16 protein-coding genes are annotated in these 21,953 nt (G+C 57.9%); 14 read left to right on the top strand and 2 right to left on the bottom strand.

What is annotated here, in order from left to right; translation table 11 throughout:
• Nucleotides 1-85: 85 nt before the first annotated feature.
• The 3 genes from Q9K02_RS14490 to Q9K02_RS14480 all read left to right on the top strand — a co-directional run bounded on the left by Q9K02_RS14490 (nt 86) and on the right by Q9K02_RS14480 (nt 2,028).
• Nucleotides 86-1,021: a DUF2493 domain-containing protein gene (locus Q9K02_RS14490; RefSeq protein WP_305933589.1), complete on the top strand. Its 936-nt coding sequence runs from the start codon at nt 86-88 to the stop codon at nt 1,019-1,021.
• 70 nt (nt 1,022-1,091) lie between these two features.
• Nucleotides 1,092-1,361, top strand: coding sequence for a hypothetical protein (locus Q9K02_RS14485; RefSeq protein WP_305933588.1), 270 nt, complete (start codon nt 1,092-1,094; stop codon nt 1,359-1,361).
• Nucleotides 1,362-1,629: 268 nt separating this feature from the next.
• A complete protein-coding gene (locus Q9K02_RS14480; protein ID WP_259963171.1) occupies nt 1,630-2,028 on the top strand; it encodes a single-stranded DNA-binding protein in 399 nt (132 codons plus the stop codon).
• A gap of 67 nt (nt 2,029-2,095) precedes the next feature.
• Here Q9K02_RS14480 and Q9K02_RS14475 read toward each other — a convergent pair whose 3' ends face one another.
• Nucleotides 2,096-2,422, bottom strand: a complete 327-nt coding sequence (locus Q9K02_RS14475) for a DUF6437 family protein (protein ID WP_305933587.1) — start codon at nt 2,420-2,422, stop codon at nt 2,096-2,098.
• Between the two features lie 286 nt (nt 2,423-2,708).
• Between Q9K02_RS14475 and Q9K02_RS14470 the strand changes: the two genes are divergently transcribed.
• The 9 genes from Q9K02_RS14470 (at nt 2,709) to Q9K02_RS14430 (ending at nt 18,415) form a co-directional block, all read left to right on the top strand.
• The gene (locus Q9K02_RS14470; RefSeq protein WP_305933586.1) at nt 2,709-2,930 is read left to right on the top strand and encodes a hypothetical protein; all 222 of its coding nucleotides are present in this window, start codon (nt 2,709-2,711) and stop codon (nt 2,928-2,930) included.
• Nucleotides 2,931-3,445: 515 nt separating this feature from the next.
• Entirely contained in the window at nt 3,446-4,690 is a 1,245-nt protein-coding gene (locus Q9K02_RS14465; RefSeq protein ID WP_305933585.1) for a tyrosine-type recombinase/integrase, read from the top strand.
• Entirely contained in the window at nt 4,687-5,850 is a 1,164-nt protein-coding gene (locus Q9K02_RS14460) for a site-specific integrase (RefSeq protein ID WP_305933584.1), read from the top strand. Before Q9K02_RS14465 ends, Q9K02_RS14460 begins: the two co-directional genes overlap by 4 nt.
• Nucleotides 5,851-6,048: 198 nt before the next feature.
• Nucleotides 6,049-8,979 carry an N-6 DNA methylase gene (locus Q9K02_RS14455; RefSeq protein ID WP_305933583.1) on the top strand — a complete coding sequence of 977 codons (2,931 nt, stop codon included), beginning with the start codon at nt 6,049-6,051 and terminating at the stop codon, nt 8,977-8,979.
• Between the two features lie 61 nt (nt 8,980-9,040).
• The gene (locus tag Q9K02_RS14450; RefSeq protein ID WP_305933582.1) at nt 9,041-11,338 is read left to right on the top strand and encodes an AAA family ATPase; all 2,298 of its coding nucleotides are present in this window, start codon (nt 9,041-9,043) and stop codon (nt 11,336-11,338) included.
• 477 nt (nt 11,339-11,815) lie between these two features.
• The gene (locus tag Q9K02_RS14445) at nt 11,816-12,148 is read left to right on the top strand and encodes a hypothetical protein (RefSeq protein WP_089217209.1); all 333 of its coding nucleotides are present in this window, start codon (nt 11,816-11,818) and stop codon (nt 12,146-12,148) included.
• On the top strand, nt 12,138-14,450 hold the full coding sequence (locus Q9K02_RS14440; RefSeq protein ID WP_305933581.1) for a type IV secretion system DNA-binding domain-containing protein: 2,313 nt from the start codon (nt 12,138-12,140) through the stop codon (nt 14,448-14,450). The genes Q9K02_RS14445 and Q9K02_RS14440 overlap by 11 nt, the downstream gene beginning before the upstream one ends.
• A gap of 59 nt (nt 14,451-14,509) precedes the next feature.
• Complete coding sequence (gene mobF, locus Q9K02_RS14435) at nt 14,510-17,434, top strand: MobF family relaxase (RefSeq protein WP_305933580.1); 2,925 nt, start codon at nt 14,510-14,512, stop codon at nt 17,432-17,434.
• 222 nt (nt 17,435-17,656) lie between these two features.
• Entirely contained in the window at nt 17,657-18,415 is a 759-nt protein-coding gene (locus Q9K02_RS14430; protein WP_305933579.1) for an HNH endonuclease, read from the top strand.
• 10 nt (nt 18,416-18,425) lie between these two features.
• Here Q9K02_RS14430 and Q9K02_RS14425 read toward each other — a convergent pair whose 3' ends face one another.
• A complete protein-coding gene (locus Q9K02_RS14425; protein ID WP_098104478.1) occupies nt 18,426-19,061 on the bottom strand; it encodes a S24 family peptidase in 636 nt (211 codons plus the stop codon).
• 707 nt (nt 19,062-19,768) lie between these two features.
• On the opposite strand from Q9K02_RS14425, the gene Q9K02_RS14415 reads away from it, so the two are divergent.
• Complete coding sequence (locus tag Q9K02_RS14415) at nt 19,769-19,951, top strand: hypothetical protein (protein WP_039388589.1); 183 nt, start codon at nt 19,769-19,771, stop codon at nt 19,949-19,951.
• Between the two features lie 2 nt (nt 19,952-19,953).
• On the top strand, nt 19,954-21,953 hold a 2,000-nt coding region (locus tag Q9K02_RS14410; protein ID WP_305933578.1), incomplete at its 3' end, for an AAA family ATPase.

Below are 21,953 nucleotides of genomic sequence, written 5' to 3'. Positions count from 1 at the left end.
CCGGCCCTGATCGGGCTCCGGCGGACAGGACCGAGGCAATGGTGCCTCCTCTCCTTGTCCTCGCGATCAGATCAGGAGACACCCCATGTACGACAGCTTCATCGACCAGTTGAGCGGCCTCGACCTCTCAGGCTTCAGCATCCGGCCAGCCCCCTTCAACGAGACCGACTTTCCCTGCGAGGACGCGATCGAGCAGACGCTTGGCGCAGTCTGGTCCGATCTCTTCGCGATGTTCTCCGATACTGCCCTGGAAGCCGATGCAGAGGACATTGCCTGGGGCATGGTCAATCTCTTCCACCGCGCAGCCAGCCGGAAGTCCGCTCAACTTGACCGGGCCATCGACGAAATCCGGGTCCTCCTCGCATCAGCCGATGGCTCCGAAGTGCATTCGAGCAATCTAGAAGAGCAGGTCGAGCGCGCGCAGGCTGCCGAAGCCAGCATGCTGGCCTTCGAGCAGATGCGCGAGGCTGCAGCAGCACTCTACCGCGACGAGACCGGTTCCTCTTGGAAGCCCGTGTCCGGCTCGCGAACGAGCCATTCGCGAAAGCTCACATCGGCCGTGATCGATGCCCGCGATTTCCTACGCGCACGCGCCGAGAACCGGCGCCATGCCCTGATCCCGGAAGGAACTCCGGTCGTCTTTGCCGGTGGTCGCCAGAGCTTCGAGAGCGCCGAGGATGCGAAGCGATATGCCGACAATATCTGGGCAACGCTGGACAAGGTGCGCGATGTGGTTCCCGATCTCTTCCTGGTCCATGGCGGCGACGGCAAGGGTGCCGATCGCCTGGCAGCAAGCTGGGCCGAACGCCGCGAAGTCCAGCAACTGACCTATTCGCTCGATCGTCGGCTTGGCGCCCGCGCCGGGTTCAAGCGCAACGAGCAGATGCTCTCGCTAAAGCCGCGTTACGTCGTCGCCTTTCCGGGCAATGGCGTGACCGAACGGCTTGTCATCGATGCCAAGGCTCGCCGGATCACCGTGGTCGATCGCCGCGGTCCCTTGGGCACCTTCCCCGGGTCCTGAGGGGGCCTTCACAATCTGCATCTACATTGCCCGGATGTGCATTCGGCGCCGACCCGGCTATGGACCGGTCATGCAACTTGACGATCTGCTGCAGCGCTACTTTGCCACCACCGACATCTCAGGGGTTGCTCCCGATACCTTTGCAGCCGGCATCGAGCATTGCCGGGTCGATCTCGGCCTTGAGGAGGACCGGGGCAAGCGCTTTGCACTGTGGTCGTTCCTGCACATGTTCGGGTCCGCCCCCGACCTCGATGTGGCGTTCGAGAACGAGGAAGACCGGGAAGCAGCCCGCAACCTCATGGATCTCCTGGCGGCATCGGAGGGCGATGGAGCAAGCTGATTACAGCAGGGTCACGTGAGCCTGCAGACCCGCACCCGATACCCATCCGGCTTTCTTCGCGAACAGTCCTGAACCAGGTCAGCTGAGGACAGCAACCCGTTCCTTTCCGGCCGTGTTGGCAGCTGCGCTGCCTGCCCGCACCACCCGTCATGAACAGGTTCCCCTTCGGCCTTCCAGGCCTGCGGTGCAGTCCTCCCATGCCCTGCTTCTTCTGGATGTTCGCAAGCCGGAGATGGTCTCCGGTTTGAGGAACTGAAGGACTACCATCATGACCAATATCGCAATCCTCACCGGCCGCATCGCTCGCGATCCCGATACCCGTGAGACCAAGGGCGGCACCAATGTTACCGGAATCACCGTTGTCACCGATCGCCCTGCACGGGACAAGGACGGCAAGACCTACAAGGACGAGAACGGCTACACCGCCAAGGAAAGCGAGTTCCACCGGGTGACCTGCTTCAACGGCCTCGCCAAGACCGTCGGCCAGTACTGCTCCAAGGGCCAGCTGGTATCGGTCCAGGGCCGTATCCACTACACCCAGTGGGAGGACAAGGATGGGGTCACCCGCTACGGCACCGAGATCCTCGCCGACAAGGTCGACTTCCTCTCCCGCGGCAACGGCTCGAGCGACGACAACGACAACACCGACGCTCCCGATATCGACTGACCTCGATGCCGGTCGTCCGCCTTACGAAGAGGCTCTGCCGCAAGCGGCAGGGCCTCTTCTTCTGTGGTTACTGGGTTCCCGGCGTAGCATTCGAAGCACGGGTTGCACCGCGCCCCGTCAGCCTCTCGATCGCAGCATCCTCGCCGAGCTTCCCGAGTTCTTCGGCAACCTTCCTCAAACCCTTCTTCGAGAAGCTTTCGAGGCCGCTTCCCAAAATGATTTCGCCGAGCTCTCTGGCCGCTTGCACTTCAAGTTCGCGTTGTTTGGAGTCGAGCGCCTCGCGGTCCGCTTCGAGTTTTTGCAGGGCTGCAATCGCGCTCCTGTTTCGGGGCATGTTACTTATCCTTTTGTCCCCCTCAGATCTGCTCCCCGGTTGTTTCCATGCCCGCGTCATCGGGGTGTAGGAAAGGCAATTCGCACCCAGCAGGCGTTCGATATTGGGGCGGAGGTGGTGGGTTCTTGCTCACGGTTCTCCCAGCATGATGGCCTTGCGCCTCCCGCCTCAAGGACGGCGGGGCCCCACCATTTTGCCCGCCACCGGATTGCATCCGGCAGCGAACAAAATCGTTACCCCCACCGCCGCTATTGCGGTCGCCCATCCGGGCGATCCCTGACCCGGGATGCACAAGACCATCGCGCGCACCTCCTGTCGTCTCACGACAGAAATCAGGAGGATAATCATGGCTAAATCGGATCATTGCCCCGTTGCGTCCCGGAGCTATTTCGAGGCTCTGGAAACAGCCGAGAAGAGAGCGCTGCACAGCTTCTTCGATCAGCACGTTATCGAGGATGACGAACTCGGGTACTTTGCCCTCGACGAGGGTGACTACAACATCTTGCCAGCACATCTCGCAGCGCGGGTGGTCCACACGGTCCACGGCGGCATGCTCGACGAGTTCTGAGACTACCGACAGGGCGGGAACCGGGGACGGTTCCTGCCCTTTTTTCTTGTTCGCCGGGTAGTCCAATCAAGCACAAGAACCCGGTTCGGTCGGTTGCTCTGACGGCCGCCCACCGCACTGCGGCGGCACCCGATAAGTGGAGCGGGGCTGTGGACGCACTCTGTCCCGCGCATCTTGCGATGCGCTCCTGAGGGTGCGGCGTAATTTGTTCTTGGGCCCCGCGCGCACTTGCGAACCGGCAACGGGTCGGGCGGCGGGAAGCTAGGGCACGCGACAGGTCCCGCTTGCCTTGCTTCCCACGCGCCCTTGGCCGCTGCCTCTTTCGCAGGTGCTGTCTTCGGCTGGAGGCGTTGAACTGCTTTCTATCTGCATGCTGTGAGCTGCCAGGCCTGGTTGCTCGCGCTCCAACATGGAGATCGGGAAAAGTCGTCCTTGATCAATCCCCCTCATTGCCTGGACCACCTCGCGCACTTGGGAACGAAGGAGCACACCCTACGCAGCGGTAGCTGCATGGCATGGCAAAAAAGCACGAAGAAACAGAGGTATTGCTTGTCCAAGGGGGCGAGCAATCAGGTGGTAGCCAAGGCGCAGGAGTATCCCATCGTAGGCAGTCCCACCGACTGAAACTGACCGGCTATGTTGCTCGGCGAAAGTCGCTTCCTATCGGCATAACTTGGGATACAGAGCTTCCCGGTTTCGGACTTCGCAAGCGCAAGTCGGGACACCTCACCTGGATTGTGAAGCACAGACCGCGAGGCGTGCAGCGAATGGTGACACTGGGAAGCGCGGGAGTGGCGGCAGGTGCGCTGGGCGCACCCGCCGCGCGCGCTGCTGCGCGCAGATTGCTCATCAAGGCAACGCTTGCCGATCTGCCTACCGCTCCGGAGAAGCTTAAGGCTCCACTCTTTGCAGAGTTCGCCGAGGAGTTCTGGCTCGATTATTCGCCGCATTGGAAGCCTTCGACGCGCGATGCTTCGCGGGCTTACATCGACAAGCGGCTGATCCCAAGGTTTGGAACACTCTCTGTCGACGCGATTGAACGGGCTGACATCAATCGCTGGCGAGACAGCATGGCTGACGTGGGAGGAGCCTTCAATCGCAGCATCCCGGTCATGTCGGTTATGATGCAATATGCTGAGAAGCTTGGATACCGCGAGAAGAATACCAACCCTTGTCGCGGCGTCTCTCGCTTCAAGCGGGACCTTCCGGAACGCTATCTGTCAGCTGATGAATATCAAAGGCTCGGTAAGGTGCTGGCAGAGCACGACGGTGCCAATGCGTTCGTTGTCCCAGCTCTCCTGATGCTGATCTATACAGGCGCAAGGGTTTCAGAGATTGCGACATTGCGCTGGCGCTACGTCCAGATACCCCGCCTCACATTGCCTGACAGCAAGACCGGGCCGAAGGCGATCTACCTCAACCCGCAGGCAATCGCTGTGCTCGATGGGCTGCAACGTCGCGGAGACGATCAGCTCGTATTCCCGGCAATGTATCGCGAGGTGCCGATCAACCTAGGCCAGCACTGGGAGAAGATCAGGCGCAAGGCAACCTTGCCCGATGTGCGCCTGCATGATCTCCGTCACAGCTTTGCTTCGGTTGCCATAGCGAAAGGGATACCGCTTGCGACCATCGGCAAGCTGCTCGGCCATGCGCTTCCTGAAACGACGGCCCGATACGCGCATCTCGCGGACGAGGTCATTTCGGAAAGCGCTGACCGCATCTGTACCAGCCTCGCAAGCTCAATGGGGATGAACGCATGACCAGCTATGACCTCAAGCGTATCCTTGCCGAGGAGCTGGCGCGCATCGTCCCGGGTGATGCTGGGAAGCGCCGAACAAAGTTCGACTACGTCCTTCCCGGTTTTGGTGAGCGTATCCATCCATCAGGCAGGAAGAGTTACGTTCTTCAGCGCACGATGGGCGGCAAGCAGAGGCTCATTACAATCGGCGATGCTGCCATTCTAACCGAGCGGATCGCCAAGGATGTTGCGCGCCGCCTAATTTTGAGGATCGAACTGGGCCAGAACCCGGCGGACAAGAAGCAACGCGGCAAGAGGACGCCGACCTATGCATCCTTTCTTCGGCACTATTGGGAGGTTGCGGCTCCAACCTGGAAGCCATCCACTCTTGAGATACACGACATCTACCGGCGAACGCACTTGGAACACGCGTTCGCCGGAAAGTTTATCGACGAGATCAGCCATGCTGATGCCGTGCGCTGGCATGCAAAGCTGACGCGCTCGGCAGGGCCGGGCGCGGCCAACCGCGCTATGGAAATCCTAAAGGCGATGTTCGGTAAGGCCGAGGCATGGGGTTATCTGCCTGAGCACTCAAATCCCTTTCGTGGCGTCAAGCGTAACAAGGGGCGAAAGATCGAACGTTTTCTGAGCCAGGCCGAAATGTCTCGACTTGGAGAGGCGCTTGCACGGCATCGGGCGGACAAGCCGAACGAAGTCGCGATCATTTCGCTTCTCGCTTTGACAGGATGTCGGCGTGGCGAAATTCTCAATCTCGCTTGGGGTGAGGTTCAAGGCCGTAAGCTCAAGCTGACCGATACAAAGACTGGGCCACGTGTCGTATGGCTCGGCAAAGAGGCGAGGGCCGTCATTGATCGCTTGCCGCGTAGAAGGAGCCATGAGCGAGTCTTCCAATTCGATGTGCTGCCCGTCTCTGCAATCGAATGGTTCTGGCGCATGCTGAGGGTCGAAGCGGGCATTGAGGATGTGAGATTGCACGACATCAGGCACAACTATGCCAGCTTGGCAGTGCGAAACTCTGAGACGCTTCCAATGATTGGTAGGCTGCTCGGCCATAAGGATGTGCGCACTACCTCCCGATATGCTCATCTCGATGATCACAATCTACATGCCGCGTCCCAAGCAATCGGCTGCACGATTTGTGAGCGCATGGCAGTACCATGATCCTTGGCTTCTGACCGATAGCTGCATGAGAGACATCGGTTTCCGCAGAACAGATGCTTGCGCCAATTGCTCTAACCTATCGGATGGGGCTACCGAGGTGGGCATTTCCTGGGGGATCAAGTGCTAGCAGAAGTTTTTCATCGTCTGAGCAACAGAGGTAGCCGCCGAACCGAGGCCGAAATACAAGCCGACGTGCGAATGCTTTTGCTGGCACCTCAGCTGGAACTCGATGATGATGACCTTCGCGTTGTAAACCTCGAAGCACAAGTAGGTGATGGTCGACGCATCGACGTCGAGCTTGGAACCGCTGCTATTGAAATCAAGCGCAACGTCTCGACGAACCGAGCAAAGGCCGAAGCAATTGAGCAGCTTCGTGGTTATGTTGAAACTCGCACTACGGACACAGGCACACGATATGTCGGCATTGTAACCGACGGAGTACTTTGGTCCTGTCATCATCTGACAGGTGATGATTTTATCGAAGTAGCATCGTTCGACACGGGCGAACCGGAGAATGGTCTCGATAATCTGTTGGTTTGGCTGGAAGGCGTGCTTGCAACTGCGCAAAGCATTCCAGCTACGACGGAGGAAATCAGGGCTCGTTTGGGCTCTGGCAGCAGCGCCCACTCGCTCGATAGCGCGACCATAGCCGCACTCTACGATCGCCATAAGGATTTGCCTACTGTCAGAATGAAGCGATCATTGTGGTCAAAGCTTCTCGTATCGACGCTTGGCAACCAGTTTGAAGACACCGACGAACTCTTTGTCGAACACACCCTCCTAGTAAATTCAGCTGAGGTCATTGCTCATTGTGTGCTCGGCTTGCAGACCACTGACCTTGATCCTCAAGACGTTTTGTCTGGCGCTATCTTCACCAGTCGAAGCATTTTTGGTGTTGTCGAGCAGGATTTTTTCGACTGGCCGTTGGAGGTCGATGGAGGTCGGGAATACGTGAGCGCGCTCATTCGACGGTTGTCGCGCTTCAATTGGGCAGCTGTCGAACAAGATGTTCTCAAAACGCTGTATGAGAGCGTTATCGGCCCAGAAACGCGTAAGCGTCTCGGAGAATATTATACCCCTGATTGGTTGGCGGAACTTGTCGTCAATGAGGCGATCGACGATCCGCTAAACAGAAGGGTGTTAGACCCGTCCTGTGGCTCTGGAACATTTCTCTTCCATTCCGTCCGACGATATCTCGCTGCGGCTCGCGAAGCGGACTTGTCCGTCGCAGAAATGATCAGTGGTGTAAGCCGTGCGGTGATAGGAATGGACCTGCATCCAGTTGCGGTCACACTAGCTCGGGTCACCTACTTGCTAGCGATTGGACAGGACTTGCTCCGTCATCCTGAGCGCGGAGCCGTTTATATTCCGATCTACTTGGGCGACTCGGTCCAATGGGGCGGCATTCAGAATTCGCTTTGGAATGCTGGCGATATGGTGGTCGCAGTTGAAGACCATGCTGAGCTGTTTTCTACCGAGCTAAGGTTTCCTGATGGGTTACTTGCAGACGCCCTCGCTTTCGATCGTCTCGTAGAAGAGATGGCGCAGTTGGCCTCTTCCCGTCCCAGCGGTTCGCAGGTTCCGAACCTCTCTCCACTCTTCCAACGACACGCTGTCCCGACAGCGGCTCGTGACACCGTGACCGCCACATTCCGAACGATGTGCAGCCTTCACGATGAAGGGCGCAACCACATCTGGAGCTACTACATCAGGAACCTCGCCCGCCCTCTGTGGATGGCGAGGCGCGAAAATCGGGTTGATCGGCTAGTCGGAAACCCTCCGTGGCTCGCATTTAGACACATGCCCAGTGATATGCAGGCGCGGTTCCGGCAGATGGAAGAGGAGCGCGGGCTTTGGGCGGGCGCTGAAAACGCCACGCACCAGGACCTTTCCGCTCTATTCGTTGTGAGGGCGGTCGAACTGTATCTAAGCGATCAAGGTACATTCGCTTTCGTGATGCCAAATGCCGTGGTGGATCGCGAGCATTATGCCGGCTTCCGGCGTGGTCACTATGTAGCCGGGGATAGCAGAACCCTAATCGCATTCGATCATTCATGGGATTTGCGGAGGATTAGACCTCATTTCTTCCCGCGTGGTTCGAGTGTGATTTTCGGATCAAGAGACCCCAACGAAGCACAAGAGATGCCAACGGCTGTTGTAAATTTTGCGGGCAATATCCGAAACGCTGGGACTTCCTTGTCAACGATAGGCCAGAGGCTAACGCAGGAGCAAAGCAACGTCACAGTACGCGCGGGGGGTTCTTCACCTTATGCTTCACGTTTCAGGCAGGGAGCCATATTCTCTCCACGAGTGCTATTTTTCGTCGATCGGCAAGACGCCGGACCATTGGGAATAGCGGCTGGAAGTGTTCCAGTGCAATCATCGAGAAGTGCAACGGAGAAGAAACCTTGGCGCGATGTACCCGACTTGGGCGGAGTTGTTGAGGAGCGGTTCGTAAACCCAATCTACTCTGGCGAAACCTTGCTGCCTTACAGGCTGACCAATCCACTCTTGGGCATTGTACCGTTTGACGGCCAACACCTTATGGAGACTAGCGAGGAGATGGGTCGTTTTCCTGGTCTCGCTGCGTGGTGGCGCACCGCCAGCCAGATTTGGGAGGACAACCGAAAATCTGATGCGCTAACACTGTCTCAGCAGCTTGACTATATGAGGAAGCTGTCCGCGCAACTCCCTCAACCTAGGCTGCGTGTTGTCTACAACACTTCAGGAATGCACCTCGCGGCTGCGATACTTTCCGACGTACAAGGGTTGGTGAATAACAAACTCTACTGGTGCGCAGTCACTTCTGAGGAAGAGGCTAGGTATCTACTCGCTGTGCTTAACAGCCCAGTTACAACTGAGTTTGTGCGCCCGCTTATGTCTTATGGCAAGGACGAGCGCGACATTCACAAGCACGTTTGGAAGTTGCCTATTCCGGAATACGATGCTCAGATTCCAACGCTTTCCAGACTGGCGGAGTTGGGTGAGGAGGCGGAACGCATAGCCACCTCGTTGCCTCTTCGAGAAGAGGTCCATTTTTCGGCTCAACGGAGAGATATCAGAAACGAACTATCGTCGGCGCAGCTAACAGAAGAGATCGACCAGCTCGTATTTGAGTTGCTATCCTAACCTAAATCTAGTCTCGCGATACTTTGATCCGTCAGAAAGGTGCTGCTAGCAAAGTCTCGAGATGAGAATTGCAAATCTCAAGGCGCTCAATTGCGCAGGAATTCTTGCCAACCGTTCGGCAAGCGACGCGTCCCTCAATCTTCGAAAATACAACCTAGTCTACGGATTTAACGGCTCTGGGAAGAGTACACTTTCGCGGATTTTGGCCGCCCTGGAACTTGGGTCTGGTGCCGCCAAACTTCCAGAAGGCGCAACTTTCCAGATAGCCTTCGAAAATGGGCAAATCGCCACGAGCGGTGAAGAGTTTGACGCATTCTCGAAGCATGTCGTAGTTTTCAATAACGACTACATCGACCGCAACCTCAGGTGGGCTGAGGGTCTTGTAAGTCCGGTCTTTTTCATTGGCTCGAAACAGGCTGATGCCTCCCGTGAACTAGAAAAACGTGAAGCCGAACGAGGCGAATGGCTTAAGAAGAAGGACCAGCTTGGAGAGTTGCATCGGACCAAGGAGAAGTCCTTCGGAACTTTCAAACGGGAGCGGGCAAAGCTAATCGCATCGTCGCTACATTTGGCAAACCGCCGGTATGAAGCTCCCGCGCTTATGCAGGATTTTCAGACATGGCGCGATGAGAGCCTTAAGTCGCTTTCTGCGGACGAGCTTAAGGCGGCACAAGAGACCTGCAGAGCTGAAACTCCGATGCCAGAGTTGTCGCCGCTGACCGTAAATGTTGAGAGGGTAGGTTCCGCTTACAACTTCGTGCGAAGTTTGTGTGAACAATCAATCTCAATGATCGCATTGGAGGAATTGCAGCGACACCCCGATATGCTGATGTGGCTCAAGCAGGGGTTGGAATATCACGTAGCTAATGACCTCGACGAATGCTTGTTTTGCGGTAATCGATTGACGAGTGACAGACGGTCCACATTGGACGCCGCTCTGGACGAAAAAGTCGACAAATTCATCGGGCAGCTTACTCAGTCAAAGGCTCGCTTGGCCCAGCTTATCACTGACCTCGAAGCCACACGAGATGCCCTTCATAGGAGGGCTGAGTTTGTCGGCGAACTTCAGGAACGGGCATCGACTTCGCGGACCGAGTACGAAGAGGCTCTAGCTCTTTTGATCAGCATGCTCAGAAGCCTTGAACGCACACTTGATCAGAAAATTGCATCGCCTGCCCAGGCGTCTGAAACGTCAGCGCTAGAGTCTGAAAAGGCCGTCAAGACGGCAAGTGAAAAGCTCATCATGGCGGTTGCGTCTTACAATCGTGTAGTGGAACGTCACAACGCGATTAGAGCCGAGTTTGCGCAGCACAAGTCGGCAGCCGAGGTGTCAGTCCGAAAGCACTTCATCGCTGACGCGATTGAAGAAATTCGGGGTCACGTAACTGAAGTCGCCGACGCCCAGAAGGACTACGAGGAGGCGGTAACCAAAATAGCCGAGCTGGACGTCGATATCGCGGCTTTTCAAACTCAAATCAGAGAGCACGGCCCCGCCGCCAACGTGATCAACGCTCTCATCGAAGCCTACCTGGGACACGGCGAACTGAAGATACATCCGATCGATGAAGGCTACGAGCTCTTAAGGCATTCGAGGCCCATAGAAGGCACGCCTAGCGAGGGCGAAAAGACAGCGATTGCTATTTCCTATTTCCTCTCGTCAATCGAGTCAGACGGGAAGAATCTCAAGGATATGATCGTCGTTGTAGATGATCCCGTCTCAAGCCTCGACACCAAAGCCCTGAACTACGCGTGCGCACTAATCCGATCTCGCTTGGCGACCGCCAGCCAGGTGATCATATTGACCCACAATCTTCAATGTATGAATGAGTTCAAAAAGGCTTGGAAAAACCGAGCGCGACCGCGAGACGGTAAGGATCCAACCGCCACATTTTTGTACCTCGATGTCAAGAAAGAAGGCCCCGACGGAGAGCGACAGTCGCACTTCATGGAGATGTCACGGCTGTTGAGGGAATACGACTCTGAGTATCATTTTCTCTTCAAACATGTGATCGATTTCGCGCTGTCCGAGGCAGATTATCATGATCACTCGTACATGATGCCGAACGTTATGCGGCGAGTGTTGGACGTTTTTCTCGCCTTCAAATGTCCCGGCTCATCGGGACTGCCAGGGCAACTAGATCAGCTTTGTTCTGACCATAAAGATTTGGATCGGGACAGGCTGACCGGCCTTGAGCGGCTCGCGCAGGTTGAGTCTCATTCTGATAATCTTGATGACTTGCTCTCGTTTTCATCCATGACCATCGAGGAGACAAAAGGGGCAGCTAGCTTGCTTCTAGAAATGATCGAAACGGTAGACCCAAATCACCTCAGATCGGTCAAGCGTCTCTGTCGAGACTGACGCTTTCAGACTGGAGCCGCGGGAAAAATCACACCCAAAACGTGTGTGCCTTGGACCGCACAAATTTCGGGCAGCTAAGGCTAATCGATAGCCCGATGCTGCTTAAAGCGACAATCTCGGTTTGCCCTCAAAACCTCGACGGCTCTCGCTCCGATTATAACTTAAACAATTCAGTGCATTGTACGGATCGCCGAAGTGACCGGAAACGTCCGCGCACATTGGAACTTGACAGCACACCGTACCCCGCGATTTCGGGATTTATCTTTCTGTTATTGCTAAAGAATGTGGTTTTGGGCGAAATCAACCCGTCTGCGAGTAGAGCGGCTTTGCGCCGATCCGCTGACAACTCACATCCATCTATCACTTTGAAATATCGTCAGAATCTTTAGATTGACTGCGAGTTGTTCACGATTTATTCTCATCGGCACCTTCCGCAAGGTGAGCCAGGTTCCGTCGGCCCGACAAGGAACCTGTTTCATGACCCGACAAGATCGGCTTCAGACATTCGTGTCTCTCTCCGTTGGTAACTGGGTTCGCCAGTGTGCCGCGGACCATGGCGTAAGTGTCAGCGTCTTTATCCGTGACCTAATCGTCGCAGCGTGGCAGCGCGATAACGAGGCGAAGGACAGGCCCGCAGGGCTCGATCCCGCGCGACAGGCAATCTTCATTTCGGTGGCGCTCGATGCGCTTCTGGCCAGCCATTCTGACGCGAGTTTGCGCGACCGTACTCACGAGGCGTACCGGCGACGCCTGGAGCGTCTTGGCCTCCCCGTCAACGCAAACATGGGAGGCCAATCCCATGAAGCATAATCTCCTGAACTTCACCCGCGGGAGCCAGTTGCTCGGCCACTTTGGTTTCATGTTTGCAGCCGGCCTGAAGGGCCCCTTGATTGTCACCGGCCTGGTAGCGGTCGGCACCTGCTATTGGGAAGTGCGGTCGGCTCTGAGTGATCACCAGATCTACCTGGTCTGGATGCATATCTACGCCAGTCTCTATGCCTTCATGGAGTTCGATCCGGCCAAGCTGGTCAACCTTGAACTGCTTGACGGCGAAAGGGTCGGCCTCCCGTTTGGCATCGTTCGTGAGTTCCCGCCGATGCGCGAGGCGGTCGAGGCGTTTCGTACGGCAGTGAAGCAGGGATTGCTGGTCTCAGCGGTACTGCTGATCCCGGCCGTCGTGTTCTTCTGGTGGTTCGCCGAGCGCTTTGGCGGGCGGTCGAAGGAGCGCAAGCACGAGCGCGGCGCGATGCTGGTTTCGCTCGACGAACTCGAAGAAGAAATCGAGCGTCACAACAAGGCATTCCGGGCCGAAGAACTGGGGCGCAAGTTCGGCTGGAAGTGGCGGCTTGCGAGCTCGTCGGCGCTCGCGGAAGCGGGCCACTACCAACCCGCACGTCTCGCCGGTGTAAGCTGGCCGTGGCGGCTCGAGCAGAGCCACGCCATGCTCATTGGCACGACCGGAACCGGCAAGACCGTGGCGCTCACCGAACTTGTGGCCGAAGCACGTGAACGCGGCCAGCGCGCGGTCATTTTCGACCTTACAGGGGCCTTTATCGAAGCCTTCTACGATCCCGCGCGCGACATCATTCTCAATCCTGTCGATGTTCGGTGTCCGCTGTGGAGCGTGTTCAACGACTGCACGACGGAAGCCGAGTTTCACGCCGCTGCTGAAGCGCTCGTGCCCCATGACGGGGGTGGTTCCGAACAATTCTGGGTGCTTGCGGCGCGCATGCTGTTCGTCGAGATGTGTCTCCATCTTGCCCGTACCGGCGCTACAACCAACGAGGCTTTGGCACGGCGGCTGATGACCGCTGACCTGTCCGAAGTGCATAAGCTGATGCGCGGTACCATGGCCGATCCGCTGACCGCTCCGGAAGCGGCCCGCATGGCGGAATCGATCCGCGCTGTGTTCAATGCGAATGCGAAAGTGCTCAAGCTTTTGCCCTCATCCGGACCGCGCTTTTCGGTCCGCCACTGGGTCAAAGGCGACTGCCAGGCGGGCTCGATCCTGTTCCTCTCTGCCCGCTATGTCGACATGAGCATCTCCTCGCAGTTGCTGACGCTGTGGCTCGACACGGCGATGAATACGCTCATGACGCTCGAGCGCACACAGGACCTGCGGATGTGGTTTCTGATCGACGAGCTCGGCGCCCTTCACCGACTACCGGCGCTTGAAAAGGGACTGCAAACCGCGCGCAATTTTGGCGGTGCGATCGTCACCGGGGTGCATGCGTTTGCCAAGCTCAAGGAAGTCTACGGGGAGAACATGGCCATGACACTGTCCTCGCTTGCGCGCACCAAGCTCATTCTGGCGACAGCCGATCGCGAAACGGCGACCTGGTGCTCCGATTTCATCGGCCATCGGCAGGTGCGCGACATGGAAGAAGGCTACAGCTATGGGTACAACAATGCGCGCGACGCAGTCAGCCTGACGCCGAGGCGGCAGATCGAGCCATTGCTCCTGCCCGACCAGTTCATGAACCTTCCGAGGTTGTCGGCCTACATCAAATTTCCTGATGGATTCCCCGCTGCGCCGGTTTCGCTCATTCCGCGGACGCGTGGCCGTATTGCCGAAGGTTTCATCGCCCGCGAGAAACCGCTCATAAAGCCTGGCCAGGGTCCTGCGGCAATGACGCCCCAAGCAAAACCGGGTTCGAAACCGAATGACGAGCATCCCGCTTCGAACGATGACGGTGCTGGTAAGCCTGTCGATACAAAGCAGCTCAAACTTGACTTGGAGGGGCAGCGCCGTGTCGCCGATGAACCGCAGGATCGGCAGGAGCCTGTGCCGCTTGAAAAGCTCAATGCAGGGCGCGCGGCTGGTGATCTCGGTGCGGAAACCCGGTCCGATACGCATCTGGATGCAGGTCCAACGCTACCTCTCGCCGCAGTGCAAACCGGTGAGGATGCACCAGCAATGGGCGCGGAACAGCATCCGTCCGAACCAGGAACCGCCGGCGATGACGCAGCTGGAAAGGGCGGTTCGACGCCCCAAGCTCGCGCGGTGACCAGTGGGCACCAATCTCTCACGCCGGTCGAGAAAGACCTGCGTGAAGGTGCGGTCGCAGATCCTCCGGAAAAGGATTTCGGCGAGTTCGAGCCCGACATGTGAAAGGCAAATGGGGAGGGATTACTCGGCCACGAGGGGAGCCGTGACGAGGACCAAACTGGATGCTTTCCGTCGCCAATGTGCGCTCCCCTTCGGCTGCCGCGAGCTATTTCGCGGCAGACAATTACTACACCGGCGCCGATGCCGATCGTTCCGGAACATGGGTCGGGAAGGGAGCGGAACGACTTGGCCTTGAGGGCCGCGTCAATGCCGAGCAGTTCGATGCCTTGCTGCGGGGAGAACTTCCCGATGGTATCCAGGTCGGCAATGCGGGCCAAGCCCACAGGCCGGGAACCGACCTCACATTCTCACTGCCCAAAAGCTGGTCGTTGCTTGCGCTGGTGGGCGGCGACCAGCGGATAATCGATGCCTATCGCGAGGCCGTCATCGAGACCTTGCGCTGGGCAGAAAAGAACGCGGCGCAGACCCGGATGGGCAGTCAGGCTGGCTACGGGAAGGTTGCGACCGATAACCTGACGATTGGTCTTTTCCAGCACGACACCAACCGCAACCAAGAGCCGAACCTGCATTTTCATGCGGTCGTGGCAAATGTCACGCAAGGCAGCGACGGGAAGTGGCGCGCGCTTCGCAATGACAAGCTTTGGTCGTTCAACACCCTGCTCAACTCGATGACCATGGCGCGCTTTCGTCTGGCGGTCGAGAAAATGGGCTACGAAGCAGAGCCGGTTGGAAAGCATGGCAATTTCGAAGCAGCGGGCATCGCCCGCGAGCAGGTCATGGCTTTTTCCACGCGGCGCGAAGAAGTCCTCGACGCGGTACGCCAGCTGGGCGAGAACACCCCGAAAACCCGCGACATTGCTGTGCTCGATACGAGGAAAAGCAAGGCGCCCGTCAGGGACCGGGAAGGCCTTCTCGATGCGTGGCGGCAGAAAGCCCAAGAAGTCGGAATTGACCTTGCCCGCTTGATCGATGCGTCGCAGATGCGGGCTGCAACGAAGGACATTCCCAGATCGAAAGAAGGGAGCCTTCTTCAGCGTGGAATTGCGAAGCTGAGAGAGTTCGCGCAGCGGATCAAGGGCGATCCGACTGATCCACTGATCCCTGCCCATGTCCTCAAGCAGGATGCACCGACCATCGCGGCCGCGCAGGCTGTTGCTTCCGCGGTGCGTCATCTCTCGCAGCGCGAGGCAGCCTTTCCCCGTGAGGGATTGCTGAAAGCGGCGCTCGATTTTGGGCTACCGACGACGGTGGATCACGTCGAAACCCGTGTGAACGCATTGGTCAGAAGCGGCGCACTTGAGCCCGGCAAAGGCGAACACAAAGGCTGGTTGGCGAGCCGCGAGGCGCTTGACCTTGAAAGCACCATTCTCGCGAACGTCGACCAGGGACGAGGTGCGGTGTTGCCCATCCTGAATCGGCCGGACGCCGCAGAACGGGTTCAGGCAGTTGCCGCGATCAACCACGGAATTTCGCTCAACGAAGGGCAGAGGAATGCGGCGAGTCTTGTGCTCTCATCGCGTGACCGGATCGTAGCGATCCAGGGCATAGCCGGGGCGGGCAAAAGCAGCGTGATGAAGCCGGTCGCCCAGCTGCTCCGAGAGGAAGGCAAGCAGGTGCTGGGGCTCGCGGTGCAGAACACGCTCGTCCAGATGCTCGAGCGCGACACCGGCATCCGTTCGATGACCATTGCCCGCTTTCTCGCCCAATGGGGCAGGCTTCTGCACGAGCCGGGAAATGCTACGTTGCTGAGCGAGGCTCGGAGTGCGCTCGGAGACCATGTCCTGGTGCTCGACGAGGCGTCGATGGTGTCGAACGAGGACAAGGCCAAGCTGGTGCGGCTGGCAAACCTAGCGGAAATCCATCGTCTGGTTCTCGTCGGTGACAAGCGACAGCTAGGCGCCGTCGATGCGGGTAAACCCTTCGACCTCGTCCAGCAGGCCGGGATCGAGCGCGCCAACATGGATGTGAATTTGCGCGGCCGCGATCCCATCCTGCGGCGAGCCCAGGCCGCCGCGCAGGAGGGACGCATCGACGATGCGCTCCGGGCTCTTGCTCCTTCAACCATCGAGGCACGCGGCGACAGTGCGATTGTTGCTGCCGAAAAGTGGCTTTCGCTCAGCCCGGCGGATCGGGATCGGACGTCGATCTACGCGTCGGGACGGGCTTTACGGTCTGCGGTTAACGAGGCTGTCCAGCGCGGACTCAAGGCCAACGGCGAGCTCGGCCCACGATCGGGCCGGCTGACCATTCATTCTCGGGTGAATGTGACGCACGAAGAGTTGCGATACCTTCGCACATACCAACGGGGCATGGTTCTCAATTTCCGCTCGCGCGACAGCACCCAGAAACTCTCCAAAGGCGACTACACCGTCAAAACCATCGACCAAGCGCGCAAGCAGCTCGTGCTTGAGGACAGGAAGGGGCGTCTGCGCAATTTCAATCCTGCGCGTTTGCGGCCGGGCGCAGACGATAGCCGGCTGTCGCTCTTCGACCGCAAATCGATATCCATCATCGAGGGTGACAAGATCCGTTGGACCGACAACGACCATAAGCGCGGGCTGTTCAACGCCGACCAGGCGAGGATCGTGGCCATCGACACAAAGGGCGTCTTGGTGGAGACATCAGCGGGCAAGGAGCTCCGCCTGAGCCGCGGCGACCCCATGCTCAAACGCATGGACCTCGCCTATGCCCTCAATGCGCATATGGCGCAGGGACTGACCTCTGATCGCGGGATCGCGGTGATGGACAGCCGCGAACGCAATCTCGCCAATCGGCAGACCTTCCTGGTCACGGTCACCCGGCTTCGCGACGGCCTTACGCTGATTGCAGATAATGCCGAGAAACTCGGCCGGGCTATCAAGTCCAACAGCGGCGAGAAAGCATCGGCATTCGAAGTAACGCAAAGGCTCAAGGCGGCAGCGGCCAAGGGCCTATCACAAGACAAGGATGTTGGCAGCGCTTCGCCTGCAAGTGACAAGCCCGAACTCATGAAGGAAAGGGTAAAGCCTTTTGAAATCGGCATTTGATCACCGACAGCCTGGACGATTTCCGCGTTACCAGGCACGATGCCTGTTCGAGAGAAGTGCGGAGCGTTGCCGGTGAAGGGTGTATTCGAGATCAGCGGCAATTCGCGCTACGACGACCTCATTACCGAGCGGTATCATTTCCCCTCGCAATATCTTCCTCAGGCCCGCCAGCTCGAGAACGACTGGATCCTTTACCGTGAAACCCGGGTATCGGGCGGCCGGATGGCTTATATCGCGACCGCCTTCGTTGAGCGGATCGATCCCGATGAGGCTGATCCAACCCATTACTACGCGCGCGTCAGGGACTATCTACCCTTCGATGATGCGGTGTCCTACCGCGACAAGGACGGACGCTTTGCCGAACGCTTCCTTCGCGAGATGGCCCGTCCTGGCGATGCTGGGAGGACGCTGCGCGGAAAATCGGTGCGCACGCTCGATGGCGATGATTTCGTCGCGATCGTCAATCAGGGCCTGAGCGAGACGCTCGACCCGGACAACCGGATCAGGCTCGAGCTCGACGAGCGGTACATCGACGATGCAACTGCCGCGCTCCTTGCCGATGATTTTGGCGAACGCCAGATCGAGCAGATCCTGGTGAATAAGAAAATCCGGGCCGCCAGTTTCCGCAATCAGGTTCTCGACGCTTATGACAGCACCTGCGCCGTCACGGGATTGCGGATCATGAATGGTGGCGGGAAAGCAGAGGCACAGGCGGCCCATATCTGGTCTGTCGCCGATGGCGGACCCGATGTTGTACCCAACGGCGTGGCACTCTCGGCTACGGCCCATTGGCTGTTCGACCGACATCTCATCACATTCGACGATAACCTTTGCCTGCTCGTATCGCACAACAAGGTGCCGTCCGACCTGTTGAAGCTCTTCCCCCCTTCAGGACAGAAGATCAGGCTTCCGGTCGATCCGAGGGATCACCCCCGTCCGGACTTCGTTGCCAAGCATCGCGCGCGTTTTGCGGGGTTCTGATCCGGTAGGATCAGACAGCGCGTCCGAACCAGATGACACGGCCGACCACCTGGATCTCGGACCGGTCGACATCGTCCCAGCTGGGATAGGCCGAATTGTCGCTGCTGATGGTGATCTTGCGGCCACCTGGCTTGAGCGTCACGCGCTTGACCACCAGCGCATCGTCGGCGCGTAGGACGTAGATGCCGTCACGTAGCCGCGAACCCTGGTCCGACGCATCGACCAGCACCTCGTCGCTATCGCTGAGTGTCGGCTCCATGGAGTCGCCCAGGACATGGATGATCGAAAGGCTGGCACTCTTTGCTCGGGTCAACCTGGCAAGCCAGCGTTCGTCGAAACCGAAGCGGGTATGGGCGGTCTCGCTTTCGGCAATCGCTCCGAAGCCCGCCGATGCATCAACATTGAGCACGGGAATTTCGATCAACCCGTCACGCATGGGTGCGGGGGGTCCGCCAAGCACTTGCTCGTCGACCCCGAAAAAGCTGGCAAGCGTGCGCCGGTCATCATCATCCAGCTTTCGCGGCGAGCCGCGCTTGATGAACTGCTGAATGTAGGACGAGTTTCGTCCGATCATCCGCGAGATCGAGGAATATCCGAGCCGTCGCTGCTGGATCAGGCGATCGAGCTCCTCTCTGACGTGTTCCATCGTGTCGTTCCTTCTGACGGTCTCAGGAGAGAAGGAAATCTCCTAGACTCGATGGAACCTTCCTACTAAGAACAAACCAGGAACACAAGGGCTGAGTGAGTCGAGGAAGGCTATGAAATTGCTGGATCGCATTGAGAGACACCTGAAAGAATCGCACATGTCGGCGACACGGTTTGGTCGTCGCGCGGTTGGCGATCCGCGCTTCGTGCTTGACCTACGAGCTGGCCGCAGGCCGCGTCGCCGAACGGTAGAGAAGGTGGAGCGCTACTTGGCTGATCGGCCAACTTGCTAACGCGGCGCTTGCGCTCATACCCTCGGGCTATGATGGTTGGCAGTTGTCATTGTCTATCAGGCCGAGAACTACCACGTTCTCTAGAACTTTCAGTGCTTTGGATCGATCAAGGACGTCCTGTACTTCCGTATCAATCTCAAGCTTCGACACGACCTCACTGCCTCAGATGCTCGTAAGGTGCCCGACGATGACTGCGACGCGATCAGATGGATGTCGCGGACCAGTCGGTTCGACGAGATCTGAGCCGTTCCGTTGAAACGCGAACGAAGGACAACGGGCACTTTGAGCATGAAGGGGATCGGGACCGCGATCGTATTTGCCCTTCAAGTGTTGAGCGGCTGTATTTCCCTATTTACCAGATCGATAGATTGGTGACACATGTAGCGCTAAGACCGCTTCTGGGGGATGACGAGAAATGCAGGATGGCGACGCGGCCGAGACGCAATCGGATGGAAGCGAAGAACTAGAGAACCGCGTGATCGCGGAAATCGTAGAGCTGCAGCGCGAATTCTACTTCGAAAACCGGAATAAGGACAGCGAGCGACGCCGGCGCCTTCGTGACATTATCGATCGCGCCACTCCGTTGGGAGGAGACTAATCATGTGGCTCGATGAAATCACTCTGAAGGATTTTCGCTGCTTCCATGGCGAGCATACCATCGAATTCTCGATGGATCCGGATGAAAACGTTACTCTGATTCACGCGGAAAACGGCGTCGGAAAGACCACTCTTCTAAACGCCATGCTTTGGTGCTTCTACGGCACGACTACTGCCAAGTTTGAACGCAAGCAGGACCTCGTTAACCACGACGCCAAGGCCGCGGGGAGAGATTCCTGCTATGTAGAAGTCCTCTTCGAGCACAACGACAAGCGTTATCGTGCCCGTCGCTTCCACGGCAACGGCACCATGGGCGGTCGTGAGTTCTCAATCATGCGGATCGATGATGGCCACAGCGTTTCGATCGACAACCCCGATAGCTTTATCAACACGGTCATACCGAAGACCATGGCGGGACACTTTCTTTTCGACGGTGAACATGCAGAGGTCTTCCTCGGCGAGGAGAACCGGCGCGGAATCCGCAAGGCAGTCCAGGATATTCTCGGATGCAATCTAATCGAGACAGCGATCGGGGACCTTGAAGAGACGGCTGCGTACTATCGGCGGCAAATGCCTAAAGCCAAAGCGACCGACCAGATCGAAGTCCTCTCGAATGAGATCGACCGGCTTACGGACCAGCTCAAGAGCGGCAGGGAAGCACTCGACGGTCTGAAAGGGCAAGCGGAACAGAAGCAACAGCAGATTGCCGACATTGAAGCCAAATTGCGTAACTCGGCCGCTGCGCGAGAACTCCAGGCCAGCCGCGACAGGGCGAACAACTCGCTCAAGCGTGCTATCACCAGAGCAGCGAGCGCACAAGACGAGTTGCTGAAGTGGCTCGGAGACAATGGCCGCTTCCTCGTCTCCTCTCGCATTACCGAAAAGACATTCGATCATCTCGAGGCTCAGGATGTGAAGGGCCGCATCCCTTCGCCCTACAACGAAGAGTTCGTTCAGGACATTCTGGAGATGGAAGAATGCATCTGCGGGACGGAGCTGAAAAAGGGTTCCACCGAATATGAGAAGGTTCGAAGTCTCCTACAGAAGGCAGCAAACAAGACGTTGCGCAGTCGACTTTCGAGCGTTCGCTCCACCCTTAAAGAACTCAAGCGAGAAAGGGAAAAAGCGCCAGGCCGGTTGGACGCAGCTAACAAGCGACTAGCCGAAGCTCGACACGAGATCACCGCCATCGAAGCAGAACTTGGGGAGATCTCCGACAAGCTCTCTGGCATCGATTTCGATGAGATCGCCGAACGCGAGCGGCGGCGGAATGAGCTGCGAGGCGAACTCGATGGGATAAACCGGCAGATCGGCGCCCTGGAAAACAATCTCCGCAGTTCCGAGGCGTCCAAGGCGAACAAGGAGCGCGAACTCAACAAGCTGCTTGAGAACGACGAGGATGCGAGAATTTTCGTCCGACGTCACGAACTGTGCGAACGGCTCAAGGAGCGGCTCGAAGCTGAACTCGTCGAAGAAGAAGAGGATGCTCGAAAGATCCTTCGCTCGCAGATCAGCAAAGTCCTTCAGGCCACCACCCGGAAGAGCTTTAAGCTGAGACTGACCGACGAATACGCAGTGGCTCTCGTCAATGAAGAGGGAACGCAGCTCCCCAAATCCAGTGGCGAAAACCAGCTACTCGGTCTCGCATTCACGGCTGCGCTGGTCGAGTACGCCCGACTTCGTCAGAACGCGCAGGATCACCGACTGCTGCGTGGCACGGTCGCCCCCCTCGTTCTGGACTCTCCCTTCGGCCAGCTCGATGACAGCTATCGCGAGACAACGGGCGAGCATGTGCCACGCATGGCCAGTCAGGTGGTACTGATGGTCTCGGGTTCGCAGGCCAACAACGCTGTGATTGACGTGCTGCGTGCGAGAGTAGGGAAGGAATACGTCCTCGTTCGGACCAACCGTGCTTCCGGAGAAGGGAAGAAAGGCGAGACCCGTCAGTTCAACGGGAAAGACTATGCCGTTGCTCTGTTCGATCAAGAGGCCGATGGCACCCG

This window comes from Qipengyuania profundimaris (assembly GCF_030717945.1).
In the GTDB taxonomy this organism is placed as follows: domain Bacteria; phylum Pseudomonadota; class Alphaproteobacteria; order Sphingomonadales; family Sphingomonadaceae; genus Qipengyuania; species Qipengyuania profundimaris.
Note: the sequence above shows the minus strand (reverse complement) of the source record. Positions and strands in the feature narration are given on the sequence as shown.